The sequence below is a fragment of the Citrobacter sp. wls615 genome, assembly GCF_005281355.1.
In the GTDB taxonomy this organism is placed as follows: domain Bacteria; phylum Pseudomonadota; class Gammaproteobacteria; order Enterobacterales; family Enterobacteriaceae; genus Citrobacter; species Citrobacter werkmanii.
Genome location: NZ_SZXM01000062.1, coordinates 82,432 through 107,994, shown reverse-complemented (window position 1 = coordinate 107,994; position 25,563 = coordinate 82,432). Strand labels below are relative to the sequence as shown.

Sequence of the window (25,563 nt, the reverse complement as noted above, 5' to 3'; positions counted from 1 at the left end):
CCTTATTGGGCTTTCGTCGCTGGGGTTTCAGTATCGGCGGTTGCTTTAACCTGAACGCCAGGGCGTGCTTTTTGTAAGCCGCTCACGATAACTTTGTCACCGGGTTGCAGACCTTCGCTGATGAGCCATTTGTCGCCAATGGCTTGAGCGGCGACAACTGTCCGCGCTTCAACCTGGCTCTTGTCGTTAACGACCATCACGGTGGCATCGCCGCGTGGCGTGCGCGTTACACCCTGCTGCGGAACAAGAATGGCATTCGGCTGGACGCCTTCATCAATGCGCGCGCGCACAAACATGCCTGGCAGCAGCGTGTGCTGTGGGTTAGGGAATACGGCTCTGAGAGTGATTGATCCTGTGCTTTCATCAACCGTTACATCAGAAAATTGCAATGAGCCTTTCAGCGGATATGCCTGACCATTTTCCATCACCAGCTCGACGGTACTGCTGGCGCTGTCTTTATGCAGACTACCTTGTTCAATTGACTGCTTGAGGCGCATAAAGTCGTTACTGGACTGCGTCACGTCAACATAGATAGGATCGAGCTGTTGCACGGTAGCAAGCTCAGTTGCCTGACCATTCGTGACTAATGCGCCTTCGGTGACGTTAGATTTACCGATACGTCCGCTAATGGGCGATGTCACTTTGGTGTAGGCCAGGTTGATACGTGCGCTTTCGACCGCCGCTTTGGCCGCGATTACGGAGGCATCGGCCTGGCGGGCATCAGCAATTGCCTGATCGTACTCTTGCTGGCTGATGTACTTGGTGCCAACCAGCGGCACATAACGTTTTACCGTTAAATGCGCGATAGCGGCCGCTGCTTCACTCTTTGCCAGTTCGCCTTTGGCGCTGTCATAGTCAGCCTGGTAAGTCGCGGGATCGATCTGATAAAGCGACTGACCGGCTTCAACATCGCTCCCCTCGGTGAAATTCCGTTTAAGTACAATTCCACTAACCTGAGGACGGACTTCTGCAATACGAAATGCTGTGGTGCGTCCGGGTAATTCGGTCGTCACGGCTAAAGGGGCCTTTTCGACGACATGGACAGTCACCTGCGGCTCTGCGGGATGTGCTTGTGTTTCTCCCTGATCGTTACAACCGGCGAGTAATGCAGCGGAGATGATGATGAATGAGGGCAGGAGTGAAAACCTGGCATTTTTCGTCATTTCTATTCCTTAAAAAACCGAACGCTCGTTATTAACCGGGTAACAGCAGAGGTGATAACGCGCACAAGAAAAATAATAGTTGGCTATCCTACAAATTATTAGCTTGCGATGTAAGCAATACTTATTTATGGGCGGGGTTCACGGCACATAAAAGCAAAAAAAGATTAATCAGCTACCGTTTCATTGTGATATTTATAGCAACACTATGATGCTGATAAATACATTTCGAAATAATCATCTGAATGGTGAATATATTGTCTTTTGTTATTTGTTTTATCTATTCGTGTGTAATGTCCGTAATTAAATACTTTAGCCCTCGTCTAAATAAACGCTAAGTGATACATTTGTTCCAGATAGAAAATATTAGATAAGAAAGTTAATCATTCTCTACTCCAATCCAGATAGTCGGAATCATGGCCAGAAAAACGAAAGCGGATGCCCTCAAAACGCGACAGCACCTGATGGAAACGGCGATTGTACAGTTTGCCGCACGTGGCGTAGGTAATACGACGCTAAACGACATAGCGGATGCCGCCAATGTGACGCGGGGTGCACTTTATTGGCATTTCGAGAATAAAACTCAATTGTTTAATGAGCTATGGTTACAACAACCTCCCTTACGCGATCTTATTCAGGACAAGCTTATTGGTCGTTGGGGGGATAACCCTTTACAGCGGTTGCGTGAAAAATTTGTGGTGGGATTACAATATATTGCGGAGAACCCTCGTCAGCAGGCATTAATGCAGATTTTATATCATAAATGCGAATTCCATAAAGATATGATATCAGAGCAGGCCATTCGCGATAAAATAGGTCTCAGCCACCAAAGCATTCGCGATTCTCTCCAACGGTGCGTAGATGAAAATTTGATTGCCACCAGTCTGGATTTAGACGTCATCATAATTATTTTGCATGGTAGCTTTAGCGGAATAATAAAAAACTGGCTAATGAATCCAGAGAGTTATGATCTTTATGGGCAAGCGCCAGCATTAGTTGACAATGTATTAAAAATGCTAAGCCCGGACGGCTGCGTAATGCAATTAATACAGAGTGAAAACCAGGTTGGGTAGTTTAGCCGCCAGGGCCTGACGGCTGTCGGCGGTGCTAGTCGAGATCGGCGCAGTTGACCAGCTTTAGGGGATTCACTGAGTTCATATTCCGACACTTGTCGTGCTCTGTTGTCATCAGTTCTATCCACTGGATGAGCAGCGCATCAAAAAGAAAAACGAAGACCGCAAAAACAACCAGCCACCAATACTTGCGAATCATTGCTAAATCCTGTGTATTCATGCCTAAGCTTGCAGGGAATATACACGAAATCAGTAAGCTGAAAAGCAGACTTACAATGCCTTTACTTTGCCGAAAGAGCGCCACTGTTTGCCGTTAATCGGCTCTTTTTGGACAGGTTTTTTGTCTTACGTTTTTTCACTTTTGCAAGTTCAGTCTCTGAAAAATGAGAACCGATACTCAGTCTTCTGAGCCCCATTTTTACGTACTCAGCATTGATTTCAATACCGACAAATTTGCGACCTAATTCCACTGCGGTAGCGCCGGTTGTAAAGCTGCCGGCAAACGGATCCAGCACTTTGTCATCCGGGTTGGAGGAAGCCAGAATGATGCGTTCCAGGAGGGCTTTGGGTTTTTGAGTGGGGTGATTTTCGTATTCGTCCATCAGATAGCGAACGCGGGGAAAATCCCAGACATTGCCCGGTACTTTTTTCTGATTGTAAGGCTGGGGCGGATTCTTTCTGTAGTCTATTAGCGCACGTTTAGCGCCCGTTTTAGCTTCAACCAGAACATCATTACGATTAAACGTGTAGTTTTTCTGATCTTTGACCATCATCAGGATCGGTTCATACATCGAACCAAAGTAGTTTTTAGCCTGTACCCCTGAGCTATCATATGACCACACGATACGGCTTTTGATGGTAAAAAGCTGGCGACATTTGAGGTCGATGTACGGCATGTTCTCCGTACTGTTCATGATGTACATGCTACCGTGTGGTTTGAGAATGCGATGGCACTCGTCAATGCATTCAAACAGCCACGCCAGAAAGGTCTCTTCGTCCCAGGATTCCACCATCCCGTCAAAGTCTTTGCCGATGTTATAAGGTGGGTCGGCAAAAATGAGATCGATGCTTTCAGCGGGTAGCTTTTTTAGCTCGGTTAGCGCATCACCCAGGATTATCTTTTTAGATTCATCGCCAAAATAGACAGGTTCACATCTTGCGTTCATCGCCAAAGCCTCCCGTGTGACGTTAATAAAAAAGGCGCTTCCCCATGCCGAGTAGCGCCTTTTAAAACAAACATTTAACTGATTAGTATCAGTTCATGCCGTATTTTTTCAGTTTTTTACGCAGCGTACCACGGTTGATGCCCATCATCAGGGCAGCACGGGTCTGGTTACCGCGGGTGTATTGCATCACCATGTCCAACAGGGGCTGTTCTACTTCAGCCAGTACCAGCTCATAGAGATCATTAACGTCTTGACCATTCAATTGAGCAAAATAGTTCTTCAGTGCCTGTTTAACCGAGTCACGCAGGGGCTTTTGAGTCACCTGGTCCTGGGAGTTAACGGTAGAAACGGTCAGTACGTCAGAATTTACGCGTTGTTCGAACATAGTTCTGTCAGCTCTTTATTTCTGTTTACGCAAAATTTTCGAAGTATGCCTCCAACGCCGCCAGCTGTTCGCTGGAATCTTCAATGGCGTTGAATGTGCGCCGAAACTGGTCATCCGGAGCGTGTTCCTGGAGATACCAGGATACGTGTTTACGCGCAATTCGGTACCCTTTTGCCTGACCATAGAAGTCGTGCAGTTCCCGAACATGCGCACAAAGCAAGCGCTTCACCTCTGCCAGTGGCAGCGGGGGCAGCAGCTCCCCAGTGTCCAGATAATGCTGGATTTCCCGAAAGATCCAGGGTCTTCCCTGAGCTGCACGGCCTATCATCAGGGCATCCGCCCCCGTATAGTCGAGTACAGCTCTGGCTTTAAGCGGGTCAGTAATGTCGCCATTCGCGATAATCGGAATGGAAACTTTCTGCTTAACTGCCCGAATACTGTCGTACTCAGCATCTCCATTGAACAAACAGGCGCGGGTGCGTCCATGAATGGTCAGAGCCTGAATGCCACAGTCTTCAGCCAGTTGGGCAATCTCTACGCAGTTACGGTGTTCCGGAGCCCAGCCGGTGCGAATCTTGAGTGTGACAGGAACGTCCACTGCATTGACGACCTCGGTTAGTATTGATTTCACTAAATCCGGGTACTGCAAGAGGGCTGAACCTGCGAGCTTGCGATTCACTTTTTTAGCCGGACACCCCATATTGATATCAATAATCTGGGCGCCGCTTTCCACGTTAATACGTGCGGCATCGGCCATCTCAACAGGATCGCTACCGGCAATTTGCACCGTGCGAATTCCTGGCTCATCAACGTGCACCATCCGTAAACGAGACTTGTCGCTTTCCCAAACCTGCGGGTTAGAAGACATCATCTCGGATACCGTCAATCCGGCTCCCATCTCATAGCACAGCGTCCTGAATGGTCTGTCAGTGATGCCAGCCATAGGTGCTGCGATCAGGCGATTTCTGAGCTGGTATTGTCCGATGCGCATGAGTTAAGAAATGACCATACTGTGACTGCAAGGCGGCGTATATTACGCATTTTTTGCACGAGATGAAAGGCCAAACTTTGACCAATCCACTGAGGTGGATCAATGAATTGCCGTAAATATGAACGTATGAATTTTTTTAATCATATAAATCATGGCGTTAAAAAAATATGTCGATTTTATATACGCATATAATTTTGCGTAACTTCTCATTTTTTCTTCAGTTGCAGAAGATACTGACAAGATATTCTGCTGAATTAATCAGCAAATTACCTCGCTATTGTGTGATCGTTACCTCATTTTAGTACAGGATCTCGGTATCACCTGAATTGCTGTCAGTAATCGTGCGTTCATTCAGCGGCTGCGGTGGACGATTGTTCGCAGGCCCAACAATGTAGTGAAATTTATCCAATTGCTCGGCGGAAAGGGCAACAGGCTTTTTCAGGACAACCCAGGTGACGCCTTCAGTACAGGGAGGCGTTGTTATCGAGCCAGTGTAGAGCCAGTAGGTCTTGTTATCGGGTAGAAGCTGGTTGATATCGACGGGCGAAAAAATGGGCATGCTGTTCCCCTCCATGGTGGGAAAGGACTCCCACAGGTTTTGAATCGCCTGGTTAGGCTCACCAATGTCAAACATGACCGCCACAATGGCGATATCACCATGTTGGTTTTTGTGGACCAACTGCAGCTCCAGCGGATAGTTTTTACCGTTGAGGGTATGTTCGCTTGGGGCGTGAAAATCAAAATGTTTTAAATAATAGAGCCTTCCTTCAATTTTAATGAAATTAGAGGAGTAGGAACTCATTGTTGCCTGCAGCGTATAGTTAATGCTCCGAAATCTTGTCGGGTTATCGATGTACTGTGTGTCGAGCGTGGGCAGGCCGAGCTTGCTGGTTGTCGCGGTCTGGATATCAACGGGTGACTGGTTGATGCCAGTCTGGCACGTTGCATACTCTTTGCTAATTTTTCCCCACTGCGCAGGGCCGGTTTCTCCGGTATATCCCCATGGCGCGGCCTGGGTCATCAGGGGTATTAAGCATGCTGCCAGTAAAGTGGTTACAAAGCGGTTGAAGCGCATACGTTTACTCAATAAAAATCAATTGGTTATTTTATCGCTGGGTAAAGTATCAGTATGCTGGTCTGTTGTCTGAAAATGGCGTGGTCAGATAACCACGCCGAAAAAATTACTCCACGATCACTCGACCATTGAGCGGTTGTGTTGGTCGGTTGTTGTCGTGATGCATGGTCTGAGTGAATTTTTTAAGCTGCGCTTCGGAAAGCGTTATTGGATGCTTCAGGACAATCCAGGTGACGCCTTCGGTACAGGGCGGTGTCGTCAGAGAGCCGCTGAAGCGCCAGTAAGTCTTATCAGTGGGCAGTAGTGCGTTAAGATCCATCTGCGCGGTTATTCTGACATCCTGTCCAGTTTTTTCGGGCATTGTTGCCCACAGTTTATTTAGTTCTGCGTTTTCAGCTCCGACATCAAACATGACCGCGACGACTGCTACATCCCCTTTCGCATCTTTGTGTACCAGATGTGCTTCCATAGCATGATGTTTGCCATGAACGGTATTTTCACTTGGTGCGTGAAAATGTAACTGTTGGAGAGTGAACGCTATACCATCAATGGTCACGGTGTCCCCGGTTGTGGTCTTAAGACCCGCCTGGACAGTATGGCCATTATTGATGAGTGTGACCGGCCCATCGGTATAGTGGGTGGCAAGCGGTGAGATATGTGCTGTGAGCGTTGTGTCGATATTGATCGGGGATTGGTTCATCCCAGTCTGGCAAGTTTTATACTCCTGCCCCAGTGTTCAGGAGAACCTTCTCTCTCATAGCTCCAGTGAGAGGCAAATACCGTTACGGGCATGATGCTTAGGGCCAGTAGCCCCGCCTTACCAAAAGTTGATTTCATGTAATTCGTCCAATGAATGATAAATGATTTTTTATGTATTAACTTCAATAAGTTAATGGTTTATTTTAGCATTGTGATGTTGGCGGGAGGATACAAAAAAGGGAAAATGTGGCCTACAGAGAGGCCACTGGAAGGGATTATTTTTTCTGCCCGGTAATGCGACACCACTCTTCTTTCTCGATAACCGGATCGAGCGTAAAGAGATCGGCATAGGCTTCACAGACGCTTTCCGCCTGGCTGGCAAGAATACCAGAAAGCCCCAGTAAACCGCCCTCAACGGGCAGCACGCTGATTAACGGCGCCAGTTCACGTAATGGGCCTGCAAGGATGTTGGCGACCACCACATCGGCTTTCATCGCCTCTGGCTGGTCTTTAGGCAGATAAAGTTCCAGACGCTCAGAAACACCATTACGCTGGGCGTTATCACGGCTGGCCTGAATCGCTTGCGGATCGATATCCACACCAATCGCTTTCGCCGCACCCAGCTTCAGTGCCGCAATGGCAAGGATGCCGGATCCGCAGCCAAAGTCGATAACCGTTTTACCGTTAAGATCGAGACCATCCAGCCATTGCAGGCACAGAGAGGTGGTTGGGTGAGTGCCAGTACCAAACGCCAGGCCCGGGTCGAGCATCACGTTGACGGCGTTCTCATCCGGGACATCGCGCCAGCTTGGGCAAATCCACAGACGTTCACCAAAGCGCATTGGGTGGAAGTTATCCATCCATTCGCGTTCCCAGTCTTTGTCTTCAAGCTGTTCGATTTTATGCGCGAAGCCAGCACCCAGCAGCGGATGCTGCTCCAGAACAGCAACGACCTCTTTCATGTCGGTTTCTGCATCGAACAAGCCGATAACGTCGGTATCGCCCCACAGGCGAGTCTCGCCCGGCAGTGGTTCAAATACCGGCGTATCATGCGTATCCTGGAAGGTAATGGAAACGGAGCCCGCTTCCATCAGTGCGTCGCTCAACTCTTCAGCGTTTGCACCGGTCGTGTTCAGTTTCAGTTGAATCCATGGCATGGCAAAACTCTTTATTTATCAGTAGTCAATATGGCGGCTTGCGGAACGGCGGAACCGAAACGGTTGCCGATCAGGAAAGCCAGCAAACTTATCAGTAACGAGGGCACAATCGGATGAAAGCCCAGGTACTGAATGTTAAAAGTAGCGAGTACGGCATAAAGTATGCCGCCGACAATCATTGCGCTCAGTGCGCCTGCCGCGTTTGCCCGCTCCCAGTAAAGGCCCAGCACCAGCGGCCATAGGAAGACGGCTTCCAACCCGCCAAACGCCAGCAGGTTAAGCCAGATAATCATCTCTGGCGGCTTCCAGGCGGCCAGCAGCAGTAACGCGCCCAGCAGCAGAGTGATCACTGCCGACATGCGTTTCAGCCGTGTTTCATTTTGCAGTTGTTCCGGGCGAAGGTTCAGATAGAGATCTTTAATGATCGTAGCGGAACTTTGCAGCAATTGGGCATTGATCGTCGACATGATCGCGGCCATGGGCGCGGCGAGGAAGATCCCGGCTGCTACCGGCGGCAAGACTTTTACCATTAGCGTGGGAATAACCAGATCCGGTACCGTCAGGTTAGGGATCACCGCCCGGCCCAACGCGCCGGCCAGATGCATACCAAACATCAGGACAGCCACTACGATAGTGCCAATGATAATTCCACGGTGTACCGCTTTGCTGTCCTTATAGGAGATGCAGCGCACCGCCGTATGCGGCAGGCCAATCACGCCAAAGCATACCAGTACCCAGAACGAGGTCATAAACGTGGGGGACAGAATGTCATCAGCGCCCTGCGGCGAGACCAGTTTAGGATCGATGGTTTGCAGAGTGACCACCGCATTGCTGAGACCACCGGCGGCATGGACGACACCGACCAGCAGTACGATAGTACCAATCAGCATCACCATGCCCTGCATCGTGTCGTTCAACACGCTGGCGCGAAATCCGCCAAACGCCGTGTATAACGCGATACTGACGCCAAAAATCAGCAGGCCGGTTTCGTAAGGGATACCCGCTGCCGTTTCCAGCAAACGCGCGCCGCCAATAAACTGTACGGTCATTGCACCGACAAACGCGACCAGCAGGCTGAGGCTCGCCAGCCATACCAGCAGGCGGCTTTGGTAGCGGGCAAACAGCATATCGTTGAGGGTAACCGCATTATAACGGCGTGCAAGAATGGCGAATTTTTTGCCGAGAATACCCAACGACAACCAGACGGCGGGCAGTTGGATCATCGCTAACAAAACCCATCCCAGTCCGTATTTGTAAGCGGCACCTGGGCCGCCGATAAACGAGCTGGCGCTAATGTAGGTTGCCGTTAGCGTCATGGCTAACACGACCCCGCCCATAGAGCGGCTGCCGAGGAAATATTCATTCAGGAAGGTGCCAGTCGACCTTTTGCGCATGGCGTAAACAGAGAGGCCGAAAACCACCAGAAGATAGGCGACCAGCGGCAAAATAACTTCAAGCTGCATCATCATCCTCCAGAGGAATGTCGCGATAAATAAACTTCACCATCGCCCAGCACAGTACGATGAAAACCAATGGCGTCAGCAGACAGGCCATTTCAAACCAGTGCGGCAGGCCAGTAAAACCCAGAGTGGAGTCTGGTAAGTAAGCGGCCACTAACCATGCGGCAAGATATAAAAGGGTCAGCCACAGCGCCCAGCGCGCCTCTTTATGGGCCTGAACAAAACGAGCGTCCATTTTTTGTCCCTTGTGGATAAAGAAAGCGGGGATTGTACCTTATGGCACGTATGGGAGGGGAGAAAAACAAAAGGCCGGAATTTCCGGCCTTTTCGGTGTTAACGCTTGCTTACTTTTCCTGAAGTCCGAGTTTTTTCTCCAGGTAGTGGATATTGGTTCCACCATGCTGGAAGTGCTCGTCATTCATGATACGGATCTGCAGATCAACGTTGGTTTTGATGCCGTCGATGATCAGTTCCTGCAAGGCGTTTTTCATGCGTGCGATAGCGACGTCGCGGTTTTCGCCATAGCAAATCAGTTTACCGATCATTGAGTCATAGTACGGAGGTACTGTGTAACCTGCGTAAATATGAGACTCCCAGCGCACACCAAAGCCACCCGGCGCGTGGAAACGCGTGATTTTACCCGGGCTCGGCAGGAAGGTGTTCGGGTCTTCGGCGTTGATACGGCATTCCACCGCATGGCCTTTAACCATAACTTCGTCCTGCTTGATGGACAGCGGTTGACCCGCAGCGATGCGCAGCTGCTCTTTGATCAGGTCAACGCCGGTGATCATTTCGGTTACCGGGTGTTCAACCTGAATACGGGTGTTCATTTCAATGAAGTAGAACTCGCCGTTTTCGAACAGGAACTCGAAAGTACCCGCCCCGCGATAGCCGATATCAACGCACGCTTTGGCGCAACGCTCGCCGATGTAGCGACGCAGTTCCGGGGTAATGCCCGGCGCTGGTGCTTCTTCGACAACTTTCTGGTGACGACGCTGCATGGAGCAGTCACGCTCTGCCAGATAAATCGCGTTACCCTGACCGTCTGCCAGCACCTGAATTTCGATGTGGCGTGGGTTTTCCAGGTATTTCTCCATGTAGACCATGTCGTTATTGAAAGCCGCTTTCGCTTCCGCTTTGGTCATGGAGATGGATTGCGCCAGTTCGGCATCGCTGCGCACGACGCGCATACCGCGACCGCCGCCGCCGCCGGAGGCTTTGATGATAACCGGGTAGCCGATGCGTTTAGCATGAGCGCGGTTAGCGTCCATGTCATCGCCCAACGGGCCGTCAGAGCCTGGAACAGTCGGTACGCCAGCTTTCTTCATCGCGGTAATCGCGGACACTTTGTCGCCCATCAGGCGGATGGTGTCGGCTTTTGGGCCGATGAAGATAAAGCCAGAACGTTCTACCTGCTCTGCAAAGTTGGCGTTCTCAGAAAGGAAGCCATAACCCGGATGAATTGCCACCGCGCCGGTGATTTCAGCGGCGCTAATGATAGCCGGGATGTTCAGATAGCTTTTTACGGACGGAGCCGGGCCAATACAGACCGTCTCATCCGCCAGCAATACGTGTTTTAAATCGCGATCCGCGCTTGAATGCACAGCGACAGTCTTGATGCCCAGTTCTTTACAGGCACGAAGAATACGCAAGGCAATCTCGCCGCGGTTAGCGATGACAATTTTATCCAACATGTTCGCCTCGTTATTCGATGACGACCAGCGGCTCGTCAAATTCTACCGGTTGACCACTTTCTACCAGAATCGCTTTAACGACGCCGGATTTGTCGGCTTCGATCTGGTTCATCATTTTCATGGCTTCAACGATGCACAGGGTATCGCCCGCATTCACTTTCTGGCCGATTTCGATGAACGCTTTCGCATCTGGGCTCGGGGTGCGGTAGAACGTACCAACCATTGGGGAGCGTACGATGTGACCACTGATTTCCGCTGCTGCCGGAGCTTCCATACTTGGAGAGGCAGTTTGTGCGACAGCGTTAGACAGAGCTGGCTGCTGCATCACTGGTGCAGCATAAGCCTGTTGCATCATTGGAAAACTTGCAGCTGGCGCCGCACGGCTGATGCGTACAGACTCTTCGCCTTCAGAAATTTCCAGTTCGGAGATGCCTGATTCTTCAACCAGCTCGATCAGTTTTTTAATCTTACGAATATCCATGAGTGGGTTCCGTACTCTTTGTTTAGTGAGATTGTGACAGGCGTTTTACCGCCGTCTGTATAGCATTTTTATAACAGTGAGTGACAAGATGCCACGCATCTCAGGCGTTGCACTGGGTGCCGTTGCCTTTAAGTGAGATTGCCAGACTTGTTCGTCATTGTGCGGCTATCTTCTGCCATTTTCGGGTAAAAGACAAAATATACCTTCAATATGCGATTGTCACCCTTTCCGCGCCGTAAAAACGCTACCGGGGATAGCAAAGGCGCACATTATAACTATTTCGTAGCAATTGGCAGCTAAATACTGGTCTTATCAGGGAAGATAATCAACCGTTAACATGTAAAGAAAATCGGATCGTCCGTGTTTTGCAACGCACTGCACATATCGTGAAACTACCGCCACCACTGGCGAAACTTCCTGTAGCGGCAGGCTAACAGCAGCGCAGCAAGTGCGGCATAAATAATCGGTTGAGGCGAGATAATTTTAACCGACCACAGATAATGTATGGGTGCCAGGATCGCCACAAGATAGACGAAGTTGTGCAGAAATTGCCAATTCTTACCCAGCTTTCGCTGTGCAGATTGCGTGGACGTTAAGGTGAGAGCAAATAATATGACCCAACTGACAATGCCCAACATCAAATACGGTCGCGAGATTAATTCCCGCCCCAACAGCGCCAGATTATGAATACCCAATTCCAGTAACGCGTAGCTGGTTAAATGCAGCGTCGCCCAGGCGAAACACCATAGCCCTAACAGGCGACGAATGCGTATCAATAATGGCTGTTTAGCGTAGCGCGCGAGGGGAGAGACCAGCAAGGTCGCCAGTAAGAATTTCAGAGCTGTCCTACCGGTAAAGTGCTGGATATCTTTGACCGGATCGGCGCTCAAACCGCCATGATTTACCGCCCAAAAGAGCCAGATGAACGGCAAAAAGCCGGCAAGATGCAGGCAAACTTTCAGCCCGGTAATGTGCTTTGCAGTCAGACGCACTTAAAAATTCTCCTGCAGATTAAGGCCACGATACAGTGAAGCAACCTCTTCGGCGTAACCGTTAAACAGCTGTGTGGGTTGACGCTGTACATCCAGAATACCGCCAGCGCCAATAAAGCGTTCGGTGGCCTGGGACCAGCGGGGGTGATCGACATGCGGATTCACGTTGGCATAAAACCCATATTCATTGGGCGCGGCCAGGTTCCAGGTTGTTGGAGGGCGTTCGCGGGTTAATTTGATACTCACGATCGACTTTATGCCCTTAAATCCGTATTTCCACGGCACAATTAAGCGGATGGGGGCGCCATTTTGTGGCGGAAGGGCCTTACCATAAACCCCTACGGTAAGTAGAGTGAGTGGATGCATTGCTTCATCCAGGCGTAACCCTTCAACATAGGGATACTTTAGCCCGCCGCCAATAAAACGATCTTTCTGTCCTGGCATTTCATCCGGCGCGTAGCGCGTTTCGAAAGCGACATATTTTGCGTTGCTGGTGGGTTCAACCTGCGCCAGCAGTTTATGTAATGGAAAGCCAATCCACGGCACCACCATTGACCAGGCTTCCACGCAGCGCATCCGGTAAATCCGTTCTTCCAGCGGGAAACGGGCGGTCAGCGCGTCGTGATCGAGAGTGAGTGGTTTTGCGACTTCGCCAGTGATTTTCAAGGTCCACGGATCGGTTTTCAGACTGCCGGCGTTGGCCGCTGGATCCGCTTTGTCGAGACCAAACTCATAGAAGTTGTTGTAGCCAGAAACCTTATCCGCTGGCGTTAAAGGAAGCGAATTTTGCCAGGCGGTGGGCTTGCTGAAATTAAGCGGCTTACCCGCAGGTGCCGGAGGGCGGTCATTACCCTTAAACCAGCTAAGAAGGTCGGCCTGCGCAGAGAGGGGCAAAGACAACGCGGCTGCGCTGATCCCTAATGCTTGCAGTACCTGACGGCGCTGCATAAAAAAAGCCGACTCGGCGGTGACGTCGGCTTCTGTAAATGGACGTAATTTCTTCATAACAGACTCCCGGCTTACGCATCATGACAGACAGGGGATGCGTAGTTAATATGGCAGGGAGTCTCTATATATGCCGCGAAATTTCGTTAGTTAAGTGTAAATTTCTGCGCTGGTGCCTGTTATTTCACCTTCACCAGGGTACGACCTTGCACCTGGTTATTGATGATGGCATCGGCGAACTTCGGCGCATCCGCCAGCGTAATCTCCGTTGCGGCCTGAGCATAGAACGATTCCGGCAGATCTTTAACTAAACGCGCCCAGGCTTCCGCGCGGCGTGCCGGCGGGGTCATCACCGAGTCCACCCCTTGCAGACGAACGTTACGCAGAATGAATGGCATAACGGTGGTCGGCAGCGCGAAACCGCCTGCCAGGCCGCAGGCGGCTACGCAGCCACCGTAGTTCATCTGTGCCAGGACTTTCGCCAGCACTTTATCGCCAACGGTATCAATTGCACCGGCCCACAGTTGTTTTTCCAACGGGCGAGATTCAGCAAACTCATCGCGGCCAAGAATACGGTTAGCGCCCAGTCTCTTCAGGTAGTCGTGGGTGCTTTCGCGGCCTGATACTGCCGCAACCTGATAGCCCAGCTTATGCAGTAATGCAACGGCAGTGCTGCCCACGCCGCCGCTGGCGCCAGTGACGACAATCTCGCCGTCTTGCGGGCGAATACCTGCATCTTCAAGCGCCATGACGCACAGCATGGCGGTAAAACCGGCGGTACCGATGACCATCGCTTTACGCCCGTCCAGCCCTTGCGGCAGCGCTACCAGCCAGTCGCCTTTTACGCGCGCACGTTCCGCCAGCCCGCCCCAATGGTTTTCACCTACACCCCAGCCGGTCAGTAAAACTACCTGACCTGCATGAAAACGGGGATCTTCGCTGGCGCGAACGGTTCCGGCGAAATCAATGCCAGGAATCATCGGAAAGTTGCGAATGATTTTACCCTTGCCGGTAATAGCAAGGGCGTCTTTATAGTTCAGGCTCGACCAGTGGACATCCACCGTTACATCGCCTTCCGGGAGCTGGTTTTCGTCGAGGGGTTGAACGGATGCGAGGGTTTTTCCGTCCTGCTGTTCTAAGATCAAAGCCTGCATAACCTGTCCTCAATTCATATAGTGGATTGGAAAATTGTTAATGAAGACTATACTCGCTAATCAAAACATGATGCCGATTCTGCGCAATAAATTGCCAGATATACCTGATTTGGTAGTATGCCCCCACAGTTTGCATAAATTGGCGGATTTTGCGTTCAGTTTTGCATTTTCGAGTCGCTTTATCTCTTTTACACCTGTTTCATAACTGTCGGAGTTAACACAAGGATGCGATTAACGACGAAATTCTCAGCTTTTGTCACGCTGCTTACTGGGTTAACGATCTTTGTGACTCTGATTGGCTGCTCGCTGAGTTTCTACAACGCTATTCAATATAAGTTCACTACGCGAGTGCAGGCGGTGGCGACGGCGATTGATACACATCTTGTCTCCCACGATTTCGTTTCGCTGACACCGCAAATCGATGAACTGATGGTTTCTGTTGATATCGTGCGTATCGAGTTGCTGCAAGGGGAGCATACAGTGTATGACCACTCCCGAACCAGCAGCTACCGCCCGGCAGGAACGAACAACCTCTACCGCGACATCACCGTACCGTTGGTCAAGCATCCGGGAATGTCAGTGCGACTGGTTTATCAGGATCCGATGGGCAACTATTTCCACTCGCTCCTGACTACCGCGCCGCTCACGCTGGCCATTGCATTTATTATTCTGATGCTCTTTTTGTCGGTACGCTGGCTTCAGCGTCAGCTTTCAGGCCAGGAGCTACTGGAGATTCGTTCCACGCGTATTCTGAACGGTGAACGCGGGCCGAATGTTCGAGGAACGGTCTATGAATGGCCAGCGCGCACCAGCAGTGCGCTCGATATGTTGCTGACTGAAATTCAAAATGCCCGCGAGCAACGTAGTCGACTGGACACCCTGATTCGTTCCTATGTTGCGCAGGATACAAAAACAGGGCTGAGTAACCGTCTGTTTTTTGATAACCAATTGGCCACGCTGCTGGAAGATCAAGAAAAGGTGGGATCGCATGGCGTCGTGATGATGGTGCGTCTGCCGGACTTTACTCTGCTGCGAGATAGTTGGGGAATCACCCAGGCGGAAGAGCAAATTTCAACGCTAATCAATTTGTTGTCGACGTTTATGACGCGTTATCCGGGGGCATTGCTGGCGCGCTACCACCGTAGCGATTTTGCCATCCTGCTGCCACATCGCACGCTGAAAGAAGCCGAAAGTATCGCCGGGCAATTATTAAAAGCGGTCGATGCGCTTCCGACTAATAAAATGATCGATCGTGCCGATATGGTTCATATTGGCATTTGCGTTTGCCGCAGTGGGCAGTCGACGGAACAGGTGATGGATCATGCTGAGGCCGCCACCCGGAATTCGGTCCTGCAGGGCGGGAACAGCTGGTCGGTCTATGATGACTCCCTGCCGGAAAAAGGCCGGGGCAACGTGCGTTGGCGAACACTGATTGAACAGATGCTCAGCCGGGGCGGGCCGAGAATATATCAAAAACCTGCGGTAACGCGTGAAGGGCGAGTACACCACCGGGAACTGATGTGCCGTATTTTTGATGGCAGCGAAGAGGTTATCTCGGCGGAATATATGCCGATGGTGCTGCAATTTGGCCTGGCTGAAGAGTATGACCGTTTGCAGTTAAGCCGTCTGATCCTGCTTTTGGGCTACTGGCCGCAGGAAAGCCTGGCGATGCAGATAACGGTTGAATCGCTAATTCGCCCACGTTTTCAGCGCTGGTTGCGTGATACGTTGATGCAGTGCGAAAAATCACTACGCAAACGCATAATTATTGAACTTGCTGAGGCAGATGTCTGTCAACATATCAGCCGATTACAGCCCGTCATCCGATTGATGGATGCGCTAGGGGTACGAATCGCCGTTACGCAGGCCGGTTTAACGCTGGTGAGCACCAGTTGGATTAAAGAGCTTAACGTTGAGTTATTGAAGCTGCATCCAAGCCTGGTGAGGAATATTGATAAGCGAACCGAAAACCAACTGTTGGTTCAAAGCCTGGCGGAGGCCTGTTCAGGCACGCCAACGCAGGTTTACGCCACGGGCGTTCGTTCGCGTAGCGAGTGGCATACGCTCACGGAACGCGGAGTTGCTGGTGGGCAAGGGGATTTTTTTGCCGCATCACAGCCACTTGACACTAACGTGAAAAAATATTCGCAAAGATATTCGGTTTAACCTGCCGTTTAATTCGTTTTCACGTAGAATAACGCGCGCTGTGCCTTCTGGGGGTGTGCTTGTCTGCTCGCCAGGTTGTAACAGCAAACATGCAGGTGAATGACCTTTGACAGGTTGCAAACAAAAGCGAGGAATGCTGCTGATTTTTTCAGCCCTGATGGACTCAGGCCGGTTTTGTAACAAAGGAAACGAACTGCACTAATTTTCACCGTAGCAGATGATTTTTGCGCCTTGTCGCTGCTGCGTGTGGTTGGTAAAGTAAGCGGATTTTGTTTTCCGCCCCAGCTTTCAGGATTATCCCTTAGTATGTTGAAAAAATTTCGTGGCATGTTTTCCAATGACCTGTCCATTGACCTGGGTACCGCGAATACCCTTATTTATGTAAAAGGACAAGGCATCGTATTGAATGAGCCTTCTGTTGTGGCCATTCGTCAGGATCGTGCCGGTTCGCCGAAAAGCGTGGCTGCAGTAGGTCATGATGCGAAGCAGATGCTGGGTCGTACACCGGGCAATATCGCTGCAATTCGCCCAATGAAAGACGGCGTTATCGCTGACTTCTTCGTGACTGAAAAAATGCTCCAGCACTTTATCAAACAAGTGCACAGCAATAGCTTCATGCGTCCAAGCCCGCGCGTACTGGTGTGTGTACCGGTTGGCGCAACCCAGGTTGAACGCCGTGCGATCCGTGAATCCGCTCAGGGTGCAGGCGCCCGTGAAGTCTTTTTGATCGAAGAGCCGATGGCGGCCGCGATCGGTGCGGGTTTGCCAGTTTCTGAAGCAACCGGTTCAATGGTTGTGGATATCGGTGGTGGTACCACTGAAGTTGCCGTTATCTCCCTGAACGGTGTGGTTTACTCTTCTTCCGTACGTATCGGTGGTGACCGCTTCGACGAAGCCATCATTAATTACGTTCGTCGTAACTACGGTTCTCTGATCGGTGAAGCCACCGCAGAACGTATTAAACACGAAATCGGTTCCGCTTATCCGGGCGACGAAGTCCGCGAGATCGAAGTTCGCGGCCGTAACCTGGCTGAGGGTGTTCCACGCGGCTTTACCCTGAACTCCAACGAGATTCTGGAAGCGCTGCAGGAACCGCTGACCGGTATTGTGAGCGCGGTAATGGTTGCACTGGAACAGTGCCCGCCAGAGCTGGCTTCAGACATCTCCGAGCGCGGTATGGTGCTGACCGGTGGCGGTGCGCTGCTGCGTAACCTTGACCGTCTGTTAATGGAAGAAACCGGTATTCCAGTTGTTGTTGCTGAAGATCCGCTGACCTGCGTGGCGCGCGGTGGCGGCAAAGCACTGGAAATGATCGATATGCACGGCGGCGACCTGTTCAGCGAAGAGTAATCGGACGCAGGTAGGGTGACCCGCGGGTTGCCCTTCCGCTCTGATACGAGAATACGCATAGACTATGAAGCCAATTTTTAGCCGTGGCCCGTCGCTACAGATTCGCCTTATTCTGGCGGTGCTGGTGGCGCTCGGCGTTATTATTGCCGACAGCCGCCTGGGTACGTTTAGTCAAATCCGAACGTACATGGATACCGCCGTCAGTCCTTTCTACTTTATCTCTAATGGTCCTCGTGAATTACTCGACGGCGTGTCGCAAACGCTGGCTTCGCGTGACCAACTCGAACTTGAAAACCGGGCGCTGCGTCAGGAACTGCTGCTGAAAAATAGCGAGCTGCTGATGCTGGGGCAATATAAACAGGAGAACGCGCGTTTGCGCGAGCTGCTGGGATCGCCATTGCGTCAGGACGAACAAAAGATGGTGACGCAGGTCATCTCAACGGTTAATGACCCTTACAGCGATCAGGTCGTGATCGACAAAGGGAGCGTTAACGGCGTCTACGAAGGTCAGCCAGTTATTAGCGACAAAGGTGTAGTGGGTCAGGTCGTTGCGGTAGCAAAACTGACCAGCCGCGTGCTGCTGATTTGCGATGCGACACATGCTCTGCCAATCCAGGTTCTGCGTAACGATATTCGCGTCATTGCTGCGGGCAACGGTTGTACGGACGATCTTCAGCTCGAACATCTGCCGGCGAACACCGATATTCGCGTTGGCGATGTGCTGGTGACTTCCGGTTTGGGTGGACGCTTCCCGGAAGGTTATCCGGTTGCTGTTGTTTCTTCCGTTAAGCTGGACACTCAGCGTGCTTATACCGTCATTCAGGCACGTCCGACCGCGGGTTTGCAGCGTTTGCGCTATCTGCTGCTGTTGTGGGGAGCCGATCGTAACGGCGCCAATCCGATGACGCCGGAAGAAGTACACCGTGTTGCCAATGAACGTTTGATGCAAATGATGCCGCAAGTTCTGCCTGCGCCAGATGCTATGGGGCCGCCAGCGCCAGTACCGGCACCTGCGACAGGCGTCACTACAGCGCCTACGGACACCACGCCGCCACAACCTGCTCCGCGTAAGCCGGGAGGACAGTAAGTGGCAAGCATACGTCACCAGGGGCGTTGGGTTATTTGGCTTTCGTTCCTTATTGCACTGTTGCTGCAAGTTATGCCCTGGCCGGATGACATTCTTGTTTTCCGGCCAAACTGGGTGCTGCTCATCTTGTTGTATTGGATTCTGGCGCTGCCGCATCGCGTCAATGTGGGCACAGGGTTCGTGGTGGGTGCCATACTGGATCTCATTAGCGGTTCCACGCTTGGCGTGCGGGCCTTGTCGATGAGTATCATTGCCTATCTGGTTGCACTGAAATTCCAGCTATTTCGCAACCTCGCGCTCTGGCAACAGGCGCTGGTGGTCGTGTTGTTATCACTGGTCGTGGATATTATTGTTTTCTGGGCCGAGTTTTTAGTGATCAATGTCTCTTTCAGACCCGAAGTGTTCTGGAGTAGTGTAGTGAATGGTGTGCTCTGGCCATGGCTATTCTTACTGATGCGTAAAATCCGTCAGCAGTTTGCGGTGCAATAAGGTTGATATGAATACTCTGTATCTTGCTTCAGGTTCTCCACGTCGTCAGGAACTGCTCGCTCAACTTGGTGTTACGTTTGAACGGCTGATTCCTGGGATTGAAGAACAGCGGCACCCGCAGGAAAGCGCGCAGCAGTACGTTTCTCGTCTGGCGCGCGAAAAAGCGCAGGCTGGCGTTGCGCTGGCGCAGCGCGATTTGCCGGTATTGGGTGCGGATACCATTGTTATTCTTAACGGCGAAGTGTTGGAAAAACCGCACGACGCCGCCCATGCCGCCGCAATGCTGCGTAAACTGTCTGGCAACACGCATCAGGTCATGACCGCCGTGGCATTAGCCGATCGCCAGCACAGTCTGGACTGTCTGGTAGTGACGGAAGTGATGTTCAGAGCACTCACCGATGAGGACATCGCGGGTTATGTTGCCAGCGGTGAACCAATGGATAAAGCAGGTGCATACGGTATTCAAGGGTTGGGTGGCTGTTTTGTCAGGAAGATAAATGGCAGCTATCACGCCGTAGTCGGCTTACCGCTGGTAGAAACGTATGAGTTGCTGACCAATTTTAACGCACTGCGTGAGCAAAGGGATAAACATGACGGCTGAATTGTTGGTAAACGTAACGCCATCGGAAACACGGGTGGCTTACATTGATGGCGGTATTCTGCAGGAAATTCATATTGAACGTGAGGCGCGACGTGGAATCGTAGGCAATATCTACAAAGGTCGTGTAAGTCGTGTGCTTCCGGGTATGCAGGCGGCTTTTGTAGATATTGGACTGGATAAAGCCGCATTTCTTCACGCTTCAGACATCATGCCGCATACCGAATGCGTGGCCGGTGAAGAACAAAAACAGTTCACCGTACGCGACATTTCTGAACTGGTTCGCCAGGGCCAGGATTTGATGGTGCAGGTGGTAAAAGATCCACTGGGAACTAAGGGCGCCCGCCTGACGACGGACATTACGCTGCCTTCCCGTTATCTTGTGTTTATGCCGGGTGCATCGCACGTTGGCGTTTCCCAACGTATCGAAAGCGAAACTGAACGCGAACGCCTGAAAAAAGTGGTAGCCGATTACTGTGATGAGCAGGGCGGATTTATCATTCGTACGGCGGCGGAAGGCGTATGCGAAGAGGATCTGGCCTCGGATGCTGCCTACCTGAAGCGCGTCTGGACGAAAGTCATGGAGCGCAAAAAACGCCCGCAAACGCGCTATCAGATGTATGGCGAACTGGCGCTGGCGCAGCGCGTTTTGCGTGATTTTGCCGATGCCCAGCTTGATCGGATCCGCGTCGACTCTCGCCTGACCTATGAGGCGTTGCTGGAATTTACGGCGGAGTACATTCCCGAGATGACCAGCAAGCTGGAGCATTACAGCGGACGTCAGCCCATTTTCGATCTCTTTGACGTTGAGAATGAAATCCAGCGCGCGCTTGAACGCAAAGTTGAGCTGAAATCCGGCGGCTATTTGATCATCGATCAAACCGAAGCGATGACCACCGTGGATATCAATACCGGCGCGTTTGTTGGACATCGTAATCTCGACGACACTATTTTTAATACTAATATTGAAGCAACGCAGGCCATTGCGCGTCAGCTGCGTTTGCGTAATCTGGGCGGCATTATCATTATCGATTTTATCGACATGAATAATGAAGACCATCGGCGCCGGGTGTTGCACTCTCTGGAGCAGGCTCTGAGCAAGGACCGCGTAAAAACCAGTATTAACGGTTTTTCACAGCTGGGCCTGGTAGAGATGACGCGCAAGCGCACGCGTGAAAGCGTGGAGCATGTGCTGTGCAATGAGTGCCCTACCTGCCATGGACGCGGTACCGTGAAAACGGTGGAAACCGTATGCTATGAAATCATGCGCGAAATTGTCCGCGTACACCATGCATACGACTCCGATCGCTTCCTGGTTTATGCATCTCCGGCAGTGGCGGAAACCCTGAAAGGCGAAGAGTCGCATGCGCTGGCAGAAGTCGAAATCTTTGTGGGTAAACAGGTCAAAGTCCAGGTTGAACCGCTCTATAACCAGGAGCAGTTCGACGTCGTAATGATGTAATTGAGTAGTAGCATCAGCGCATGTAGGCCGGATAAGGCGCAAGCGCAGCCATCCGGCAATATACACTCAAGGGGTGTGAGTCACATTTTTTGGCAGACAAGGAGAGGCGCGTGAGGCGATTGCCGGGGATATTACTGCTCACTGGAGCCGCATTCGTTGTCATTGCAGCGCTGCTGGTCAGTGGACTACGCCTTGCGCTACCTCATCTTGATAGCTGGCGTCCGGCCATTCTCGGTAAGATTGAATCCGCGACCGGTCTGCCCGTTTCCGCCAGCCAACTTTCCGCCAACTGGCAAAATTTCGGCCCTACGCTTGAAGCGCGTGATATCCACGCGCAGCTCAAAGACGGCGGTGAGTTTTCGGTAAAACGCGTCACGTTAGCGCTGGATGTCTGGCAAAGTTTGTTGCACATGCGCTGGCAGTTTCGCGATCTCACCTTCTGGCAACTACAGTTGCGCACCAATACCCCTATCCAGAGTAGTGAAAGCGGAGATGGAATTGAAGCGGGTCACCTCAGCGATCTCTTCCTGCGTCAGTTTGATCATTTCGATCTCCGCGACAGTCAAATTAGCTTTTTAACCCTCTCAGGCCAGCGTGCGGAACTGGCGATTCCTCAGCTTACCTGGCTGAACGGTAAAAACCGGCATCGTGCTGAGGGTCAGGTCAGTCTTTCCAGTCTGACTGGGCAGCATGGCGTTATGCAGGTGCGCATGGATCTGCGCGACGATAATGGGCTATTGAATAATGGTCGGGTCTGGTTGCAGGCCGACGACATTGACGTCAAACCGTGGCTGGGCAAATGGATGCAGGATAATGTCGCGTTGCAAACCGCGCGTTTTAGCCTGGAAGCATGGATGACGATCAATAAAGGCGTCGTCTCCGGGGGGGATGTCTGGCTGAAAAAAGGCGGTGCCAGCTGGCTGGGTGAAAACCGCACGCATACGCTCTCTGTTGATAATCTGACGGCGCACATCAGCCGGGAACAACCGGGCTGGCAATTCTCTATTCCCGATACCCGTATCACCATGGATGATAAACCCTGGCCGAGCGGGGCGTTAACGCTGGCCTGGCTCCCGGAGCAGGAAGTCGGTGGTGAGAATAACAAGCGCAGCGACGAGCTTCGTATTCGTGCCAGTAATCTGGAACTGGCTGGATTAGAAGGGTTGCGCCCGATGGCCTCAAGGTTATCGCCTGCGCTGGGTGATATTTGGCGCGCCACGCAGCCGAGCGGCAAAATAGATGTGCTGGCGCTGGATATCCCATTACAGGCAACAGAAAAGACCCGTTTCCAGTCCTCGTGGACCAATCTGGCCTGGAAACAGTGGAAGTTGTTACCGGGGGCTGAGCATTTCTCCGGTACGCTGGCGGGCAGCGTGGAAAATGGTGCGCTTACTGCCTCCATCAAGCAAGCCCGCATGCCGTATGAGACTGTCTTCCGCGCACCATTGGAAATAGAAAACGGCGTGGCGACGCTAAGCTGGCTGAAGAATGATAAAGGTTTTCAGTTAGATGGGCGCAACATTGATGTCAAAGCGAAAGCGGTACATGCGCGCGGTGGTTTTCGCTATCTGCAACCGACCGGTGACGAGCCATGGTTAGGCATTCTGGCGGGGATCAGTACTGATGACGGCTCTCAGGCCTGGCGCTACTTCCCGGAAAATCTGATGGGCAAAGAGCTGGTTGACTACCTCAGCGGCGCGATTCAGGGTGGCGAAGCGGATAATGCCACGCTGGTGTATGGCGGCAACCCGCATTTGTTCCCGTATCTGCACAATGAAGGGCAGTTTCAGGTCCTGGTGCCGCTACGCAATGCTAAATTCGCCTTCCAGCCCGACTGGCCTGCGTTGACTGACCTCAATATTGAACTGAACTTTATTAACGACGGTCTGTGGATGAAAACGGATGGCGTTAATTTAGGCGGCGTAAAAGCCAGTAACCTGACGGCCAATATTCCCGACTATGCAAAAGAAAAGCTGCTGATTGATGCCGACATCAACGGGCCGGGCAAAGCGGTTGGACCTTATTTTGATGATACGCCGCTAAAAGATTCTCTTGGCGCCACGCTTGAACAGTTGCAGATTGATGGCGATGTGAATGCTCGCTTACATCTCGATATCCCGTTGGATGGCTCGCTGGTTACGGCCAAAGGTGACGTCAATCTGCGTAATAACAGTCTGTTTATTAAACCGCTCGACAGCACGTTGAAGAATTTGACCGGTAAATTCAGCTTTGTGAACGGCGATCTGCAGAGCGAGCCGATGACGGCAAACTGGTTTAATCAGCCGCTGAACGTCGACTTTTCCACTACCGAAGGGGCTAAAGCCTATCAGGTGGCGGTGAATCTGCAAGGCGACTGGCAGCCAAACCGTATGGGGATTTTGCCGCCGCAGGTGAACGATGCGTTAAGCGGCAGTATGGCGTGGAATGGCAAGGTGGGCATCAATCTTCCGTACCATGCCGGGGCGACCTACGACATTGCGTTAAAGAGTGACCTGAAGAATGTAAGTAGTCACTTACCCGCTCCACTGAATAAGGCGGCCGGCGAGGCTCTGCCGGTAAACGTGAAGGCCAACGGCAATCTGCGTAGCTTTGATCTCACCGGCAATGCAGGGAGCAAGAATCACTTTAACAGTCACTGGCTGCTGAATCAGAAGCTGACCCTTGACCGCGCTATCTGGACGTCGGAAAGCCGCACCGTGCCCGCATTACCCGATCAGCAAGGCATTGAACTCAATCTTCCCCCTATGGATGGCGCGCAATGGCTGGCATTGTTCCAGAAAGGCGCTGCGGATAACGTTGGCTCGAACGCCAACTTCCCACAGCGTATCACGGTACGTACGCCATCGTTGTCTCTGGGGGGGCAGCAGTGGAATAATTTGAGTATTGTGTCTGAGCCTTCGGGCAGCGGTTCCAGCGTGCAGGCGCAGGGGCGTGAGATTAACGCCACGCTGGCTATGCGCAATAACGCCCCGTGGCTGGCGAACATTAAATATCTTTATTACAACCCGAGCGCCGCAAAGCCGTCTCCCGGCACAGCGCCAGCGTCGCCTTTCTCTACCATCAATAACGTCAGCTTCCGTGGCTGGCCGGATGTTCAGCTCCGCTGTGCAGAGTGTTGGCTGTGGGGACAGAAATATGGACGTATTGATGCCGATGTGGCGATCAAAGGCGATACGCTCACGTTGAGCAACGGTCTGTTGGATACCGGCTTTGCCAGACTGACAGCCGACGGCGAATGGGTGAATGTGCCGGGTAAAGAGCGTACGTCACTGAAGGGAAAACTGAACGGCAAAAAAATTGACTCTGCCGCCGGTTTCTTTGGCGTATCGACGCCGATTCGTAACTCTTCGTTCAATGTGGAGTACGACCTGCACTGGCGTAATCCACCGTGGGATCCGGATGAAGCGTCGCTGAATGGGATTTTGCGCACCCGGTTGGGCAAAGGTGAACTTACCGAACTTAGTACCGGGCATGCGGGGCAGCTGTTACGCTTGTTAAGCTTTGACGCGTTGCTACGTAAACTGCGCTTTGATTTTAGCGATACCTTCAGTGAAGGCTTCTATTTCGACTCTATTCGCAGCACGGCGTGGATTAAAGATGGCGTGATGCATACCGACGACACGCTGGTGGACGGTCTGGAAGCCGACATCGCGATGAAAGGCTCGGTGAATCTGGTACGCCGTGAACTGGATATGGAAGCGGTTGTTGCACCTGAAATTTCAGCCACCGTTGGGGTTGCCGCCGCGTTCGCCGTCAACCCGATTGTCGGCGCGGCGGTGTTTGCCGCCAGTAAGGTTCTGGGGCCGCTGTGGAGTAAAGTTTCGATTCTGCGTTACCGTATCACCGGTCCGGTTGATAAGCCGCAGATTAACGAAGTTCTGCGTCAGCCGCGCAAAGAAAGCCAGCAATGATTTGACGGGGGCAAGTAATTGCCCCAATCTCAGTACATAGTATTGCCGGATGGAGCAGCGCTTATCCG

The 25,563-nt window shown here is 51.8% G+C and carries 23 protein-coding genes and 1 pseudogene; 8 read left to right on the top strand and 16 right to left on the bottom strand.

Going from position 1 to position 25,563, the window contains the following annotated elements; all coding sequences use genetic code 11:
* Positions 1 to 2 precede the first annotated feature (2 nt).
* Positions 3 to 1,163: an efflux RND transporter periplasmic adaptor subunit gene (locus tag FDX04_RS17460; protein ID WP_085048618.1), complete on the bottom strand. Its 1,161-nt coding sequence runs from the start codon at positions 1,161 to 1,163 to the stop codon at positions 3 to 5.
* Between the two features lie 413 nt (positions 1,164 to 1,576).
* Between FDX04_RS17460 and envR the strand changes: the two genes are divergently transcribed.
* Complete coding sequence (envR, locus tag FDX04_RS17455; RefSeq protein WP_137360156.1) at positions 1,577 to 2,233, top strand: acrEF/envCD operon transcriptional regulator; 657 nt, start codon at positions 1,577 to 1,579, stop codon at positions 2,231 to 2,233.
* Positions 2,234 to 2,267: 34 nt separating this feature from the next.
* Here envR and FDX04_RS17450 read toward each other — a convergent pair whose 3' ends face one another.
* The 14 genes and pseudogenes from FDX04_RS17450 to FDX04_RS17385 all read right to left on the bottom strand — a co-directional run bounded on the left by FDX04_RS17450 (position 2,268) and on the right by FDX04_RS17385 (position 14,432).
* Positions 2,268 to 2,432 (bottom strand): DUF2556 family protein, encoded by a 165-nt coding sequence (locus FDX04_RS17450; RefSeq protein WP_032940702.1) that lies wholly within the window; start codon positions 2,430 to 2,432, stop codon positions 2,268 to 2,270.
* Positions 2,433 to 2,514: 82 nt separating this feature from the next.
* A complete protein-coding gene (gene yhdJ, locus FDX04_RS17445; protein ID WP_042311358.1) occupies positions 2,515 to 3,399 on the bottom strand; it encodes an adenine-specific DNA-methyltransferase in 885 nt (294 codons plus the stop codon).
* Positions 3,400 to 3,487: 88 nt separating this feature from the next.
* A complete protein-coding gene (gene fis, locus FDX04_RS17440; protein ID WP_000462905.1) occupies positions 3,488 to 3,784 on the bottom strand; it encodes a DNA-binding transcriptional regulator Fis in 297 nt (98 codons plus the stop codon).
* Between the two features lie 25 nt (positions 3,785 to 3,809).
* A complete protein-coding gene (dusB, locus tag FDX04_RS17435) occupies positions 3,810 to 4,775 on the bottom strand; it encodes a tRNA dihydrouridine synthase DusB (protein ID WP_061382541.1) in 966 nt (321 codons plus the stop codon).
* 298 nt (positions 4,776 to 5,073) lie between these two features.
* Complete coding sequence (locus FDX04_RS17430) at positions 5,074 to 5,862, bottom strand: carbonic anhydrase (protein WP_249935544.1); 789 nt, start codon at positions 5,860 to 5,862, stop codon at positions 5,074 to 5,076.
* A 94-nt stretch (positions 5,863 to 5,956) separates the two neighbouring features.
* Positions 5,957 to 6,687 (bottom strand): annotated as a pseudogene (locus FDX04_RS17425) (carbonic anhydrase).
* 137 nt (positions 6,688 to 6,824) lie between these two features.
* Positions 6,825 to 7,706, bottom strand: a complete 882-nt coding sequence (gene prmA / locus FDX04_RS17420; RefSeq protein WP_137371280.1) for a 50S ribosomal protein L11 methyltransferase — start codon at positions 7,704 to 7,706, stop codon at positions 6,825 to 6,827.
* Positions 7,707 to 7,717: 11 nt separating this feature from the next.
* A complete protein-coding gene (gene panF / locus FDX04_RS17415) occupies positions 7,718 to 9,169 on the bottom strand; it encodes a sodium/pantothenate symporter (protein WP_137360154.1) in 1,452 nt (483 codons plus the stop codon).
* Entirely contained in the window at positions 9,159 to 9,401 is a 243-nt protein-coding gene (locus FDX04_RS17410) for a YhdT family protein (protein WP_006687800.1), read from the bottom strand. Before FDX04_RS17410 ends, panF begins: the two co-directional genes overlap by 11 nt.
* A 109-nt stretch (positions 9,402 to 9,510) precedes the next feature.
* Positions 9,511 to 10,860, bottom strand: coding sequence for an acetyl-CoA carboxylase biotin carboxylase subunit (gene accC / locus FDX04_RS17405; RefSeq protein WP_006687801.1), 1,350 nt, complete (start codon positions 10,858 to 10,860; stop codon positions 9,511 to 9,513).
* A 10-nt stretch (positions 10,861 to 10,870) separates the two neighbouring features.
* Positions 10,871 to 11,341, bottom strand: a complete 471-nt coding sequence (accB, locus tag FDX04_RS17400) for an acetyl-CoA carboxylase biotin carboxyl carrier protein (protein WP_003025210.1) — start codon at positions 11,339 to 11,341, stop codon at positions 10,871 to 10,873.
* 392 nt (positions 11,342 to 11,733) lie between these two features.
* Complete coding sequence (msrQ, locus tag FDX04_RS17395; protein ID WP_042311350.1) at positions 11,734 to 12,333, bottom strand: protein-methionine-sulfoxide reductase heme-binding subunit MsrQ; 600 nt, start codon at positions 12,331 to 12,333, stop codon at positions 11,734 to 11,736.
* Positions 12,334 to 13,338, bottom strand: coding sequence for a protein-methionine-sulfoxide reductase catalytic subunit MsrP (gene msrP, locus FDX04_RS17390; RefSeq protein ID WP_137360153.1), 1,005 nt, complete (start codon positions 13,336 to 13,338; stop codon positions 12,334 to 12,336).
* 119 nt (positions 13,339 to 13,457) lie between these two features.
* Complete coding sequence (locus FDX04_RS17385; RefSeq protein ID WP_137371279.1) at positions 13,458 to 14,432, bottom strand: MDR family oxidoreductase; 975 nt, start codon at positions 14,430 to 14,432, stop codon at positions 13,458 to 13,460.
* A gap of 225 nt (positions 14,433 to 14,657) precedes the next feature.
* On the opposite strand from FDX04_RS17385, the gene csrD reads away from it, so the two are divergent.
* On the top strand, positions 14,658 to 16,598 hold the full coding sequence (gene csrD, locus FDX04_RS17380) for an RNase E specificity factor CsrD (protein WP_137349690.1): 1,941 nt from the start codon (positions 14,658 to 14,660) through the stop codon (positions 16,596 to 16,598).
* Positions 16,599 to 16,606: 8 nt separating this feature from the next.
* Here the strand turns inward: csrD and FDX04_RS24235 are convergent, their stop codons facing one another.
* A complete protein-coding gene (locus tag FDX04_RS24235; RefSeq protein WP_154050627.1) occupies positions 16,607 to 16,927 on the bottom strand; it encodes a hypothetical protein in 321 nt (106 codons plus the stop codon).
* Here FDX04_RS24235 and mreB point away from each other — a divergent pair.
* The 6 genes from mreB to yhdP all read left to right on the top strand — a co-directional run bounded on the left by mreB (position 16,905) and on the right by yhdP (position 25,495).
* Positions 16,905 to 17,948, top strand: a complete 1,044-nt coding sequence (mreB, locus tag FDX04_RS17375) for a rod shape-determining protein MreB (RefSeq protein ID WP_000913396.1) — start codon at positions 16,905 to 16,907, stop codon at positions 17,946 to 17,948. The two genes, FDX04_RS24235 and mreB, sit on opposite strands and share 23 nt — an antisense overlap.
* A gap of 64 nt (positions 17,949 to 18,012) precedes the next feature.
* The gene (gene mreC / locus FDX04_RS17370; RefSeq protein ID WP_042311343.1) at positions 18,013 to 19,035 is read left to right on the top strand and encodes a rod shape-determining protein MreC; all 1,023 of its coding nucleotides are present in this window, start codon (positions 18,013 to 18,015) and stop codon (positions 19,033 to 19,035) included.
* The gene (gene mreD, locus FDX04_RS17365) at positions 19,036 to 19,524 is read left to right on the top strand and encodes a rod shape-determining protein MreD (RefSeq protein ID WP_006687810.1); all 489 of its coding nucleotides are present in this window, start codon (positions 19,036 to 19,038) and stop codon (positions 19,522 to 19,524) included. It begins immediately after the preceding gene.
* 7 nt (positions 19,525 to 19,531) lie between these two features.
* Positions 19,532 to 20,125: a nucleoside triphosphate pyrophosphatase gene (locus tag FDX04_RS17360; protein ID WP_137360151.1), complete on the top strand. Its 594-nt coding sequence runs from the start codon at positions 19,532 to 19,534 to the stop codon at positions 20,123 to 20,125.
* Positions 20,115 to 21,584, top strand: coding sequence for a ribonuclease G (gene rng, locus FDX04_RS17355; protein ID WP_003828822.1), 1,470 nt, complete (start codon positions 20,115 to 20,117; stop codon positions 21,582 to 21,584). Before FDX04_RS17360 ends, rng begins: the two co-directional genes overlap by 11 nt.
* A gap of 110 nt (positions 21,585 to 21,694) precedes the next feature.
* Positions 21,695 to 25,495 (top strand): AsmA2 domain-containing protein YhdP, encoded by a 3,801-nt coding sequence (gene yhdP / locus FDX04_RS17350; RefSeq protein WP_137360150.1) that lies wholly within the window; start codon positions 21,695 to 21,697, stop codon positions 25,493 to 25,495.
* Positions 25,496 to 25,563: the final 68 nt, after the last annotated feature.

What these genes read in the sequence shown, in the direction of transcription:
- envR (WP_137360156.1), top strand. Translation starts at nt 1,577, where the DNA reads ATGGCCAGAAAAACGAAAGCGGATGCCCTCAAAACGCGACAGCACCTG.
- dusB (WP_061382541.1), bottom strand. Translation starts at nt 4,775, where the DNA reads ATGCGCATCGGACAATACCAGCTCAGAAATCGCCTGATCGCAGCACCT.
- FDX04_RS17450 (WP_032940702.1), bottom strand. Translation starts at nt 2,432, where the DNA reads ATGATTCGCAAGTATTGGTGGCTGGTTGTTTTTGCGGTCTTCGTTTTT.
- FDX04_RS17385 (WP_137371279.1), bottom strand. Translation starts at nt 14,432, where the DNA reads ATGCAGGCTTTGATCTTAGAACAGCAGGACGGAAAAACCCTCGCATCC.
- accB (WP_003025210.1), bottom strand. Translation starts at nt 11,341, where the DNA reads ATGGATATTCGTAAGATTAAAAAACTGATCGAGCTGGTTGAAGAATCA.
- msrP (WP_137360153.1), bottom strand. Translation starts at nt 13,338, where the DNA reads ATGAAGAAATTACGTCCATTTACAGAAGCCGACGTCACCGCCGAGTCG.
- FDX04_RS17410 (WP_006687800.1), bottom strand. Translation starts at nt 9,401, where the DNA reads ATGGACGCTCGTTTTGTTCAGGCCCATAAAGAGGCGCGCTGGGCGCTG.
- fis (WP_000462905.1), bottom strand. Translation starts at nt 3,784, where the DNA reads ATGTTCGAACAACGCGTAAATTCTGACGTACTGACCGTTTCTACCGTT.
- csrD (WP_137349690.1), top strand. Translation starts at nt 14,658, where the DNA reads ATGCGATTAACGACGAAATTCTCAGCTTTTGTCACGCTGCTTACTGGG.
- panF (WP_137360154.1), bottom strand. Translation starts at nt 9,169, where the DNA reads ATGCAGCTTGAAGTTATTTTGCCGCTGGTCGCCTATCTTCTGGTGGTT.
- FDX04_RS24235 (WP_154050627.1), bottom strand. Translation starts at nt 16,927, where the DNA reads ATGCCACGAAATTTTTTCAACATACTAAGGGATAATCCTGAAAGCTGG.
- yhdJ (WP_042311358.1), bottom strand. Translation starts at nt 3,399, where the DNA reads ATGAACGCAAGATGTGAACCTGTCTATTTTGGCGATGAATCTAAAAAG.
- accC (WP_006687801.1), bottom strand. Translation starts at nt 10,860, where the DNA reads ATGTTGGATAAAATTGTCATCGCTAACCGCGGCGAGATTGCCTTGCGT.
- prmA (WP_137371280.1), bottom strand. Translation starts at nt 7,706, where the DNA reads ATGCCATGGATTCAACTGAAACTGAACACGACCGGTGCAAACGCTGAA.
- rng (WP_003828822.1), top strand. Translation starts at nt 20,115, where the DNA reads ATGACGGCTGAATTGTTGGTAAACGTAACGCCATCGGAAACACGGGTG.
- FDX04_RS17460 (WP_085048618.1), bottom strand. Translation starts at nt 1,163, where the DNA reads ATGACGAAAAATGCCAGGTTTTCACTCCTGCCCTCATTCATCATCATC.
- FDX04_RS17360 (WP_137360151.1), top strand. Translation starts at nt 19,532, where the DNA reads ATGAATACTCTGTATCTTGCTTCAGGTTCTCCACGTCGTCAGGAACTG.
- mreB (WP_000913396.1), top strand. Translation starts at nt 16,905, where the DNA reads ATGTTGAAAAAATTTCGTGGCATGTTTTCCAATGACCTGTCCATTGAC.
- mreC (WP_042311343.1), top strand. Translation starts at nt 18,013, where the DNA reads ATGAAGCCAATTTTTAGCCGTGGCCCGTCGCTACAGATTCGCCTTATT.